1 protein-coding gene is annotated in these 1,468 nt (G+C 67.5%); it reads left to right on the top strand.

The features are described from left to right. Positions 1 to 239: 239 nt before the first annotated feature. Positions 240 to 1,442: an IS110 family transposase gene (locus AB0D85_RS52240; protein ID WP_362338774.1), complete on the top strand. Its 1,203-nt coding sequence runs from the start codon at positions 240 to 242 to the stop codon at positions 1,440 to 1,442. Positions 1,443 to 1,468 lie beyond the last annotated feature (26 nt).

Below are 1,468 nucleotides of genomic sequence, written 5' to 3'. Positions count from 1 at the left end.
CCCCCATTACCTTCTTGATCAGCCCCGCAATGGGGTTCCCGGCCTCCGGGACGGCATGACTGCTCCCCCCTGTTGATCATGATCTGGGGGGTGGTGTCACCGCTCCCGGAGGCACTGGTAGACCGCTGATGAGGGGCATGACCACCAACTCCTTCGGGAGGCAGGGAGGTTCTTCGTAATGTGGATGCCGGCAGCTGGTGCCACAGGTGAGGCCGGGACCGTACGACCGGAGAGTGCTTGTGATCGACACCAGTGACATCGGCGCCTTCCTGGGCCTGGACGTCGGCAAGGGCGAACACCACGCCACCGCGCTGACCCCGGCCGGGAAGAAAGCCTTCGACAGGCGGCTGCCCAACAGCGAGCCCAAGCTCCGCGAGGTCTTCGCCAAGCTGATCGCGAAGCACGGCACAGTACTGGTGGTCGTCGACCAGCCCGCATCCATCGGGGCCCTGCCGCTGGCCGTGGCCCGGGACGCGGGCTGCAAGGTCGCTTACCTGCCCGGGCTGACGATGCGGCGGATCGCCGATCTCTATCCGGGCGAGGCCAAGACCGATGCCCGCGACGCGTTCATCATCGCGGACGCTGCCCGGGCAATGCCGCACACCCTGCGCACTGTCGAGCTCACCGACGAGACGGTCGCCGAGCTGGAGATGATCGTGGGCTTCGACGACGACCTCGCAGGTGAGGTCACCCGGATCGCAAACCGGCTCCGTGGGCTGCTGACCCAGATCCACCCGCACCTGGAGCGAGTGGTCGGGCCGCGCATCCAGCATCCGGCCGCCCTGACGCTGCTGGAACGCTTCGGTTCCCCGGCCCAGATCCGCAAGGCCGGACGCCGACGGCTGGTCACTCTCATACGTCCGAAGGCCCCCAGGATGGCCGAGCGCCTGGTCGACGAGATCTTCACCGCCCTGGATGAACAGACCGTGGTCGTTCCGGGCACCGATGCCGCCGCACTGATCGTCCCCAGCCTCGCCACCTCCCTCCAGGCAGTGCTTGACCAGCGCAAAATCCTCGCCGTCAGGATCGAGGAACTGCTGGCCAACCACCCTCTTTCGAAGGTCCTGACGTCCATGCCGGGGATCGGCGTCAGGACCGGAGCCCGCATCCTCATCGACGTCGGGGACGGCAGCAGTTTCCCGTCCGCCGCCCACCTCGCCTCCTACGCCGGCCTCGCACCGGCCACCCGCAGCTCCGGCTCCTCCATCCGCGGCGAACAACCCTCCCGCCGCGGCAACAAACAGCTCAAGAGGGCGTTCTTCCTCTCCGCGTTCGCCGCCCTCGCCGACCCGGCCTCCCGCATCTACTACGACAAGAAGATCAAGCAAGGCAAGCACCACACCCAGGCCATCCTCTGCCTCGCCCGCCGTCGAGCAGACGTCCTCTTCGCCATGCTCCGCGACGGCACCTTCTACGACCCCCAACCCACCCCTGCGGGTTGACGAAACCCATAGGGGCACCCCCCCGT

The organism is Streptomyces sp. NPDC048277, assembly GCF_040652235.1.
GTDB lineage: Bacteria > Actinomycetota > Actinomycetes > Streptomycetales > Streptomycetaceae > Streptomyces.
The sequence above is the reverse complement of the archived record's forward strand: the minus strand, read 5'-3'. Positions and strand labels throughout refer to the sequence as shown.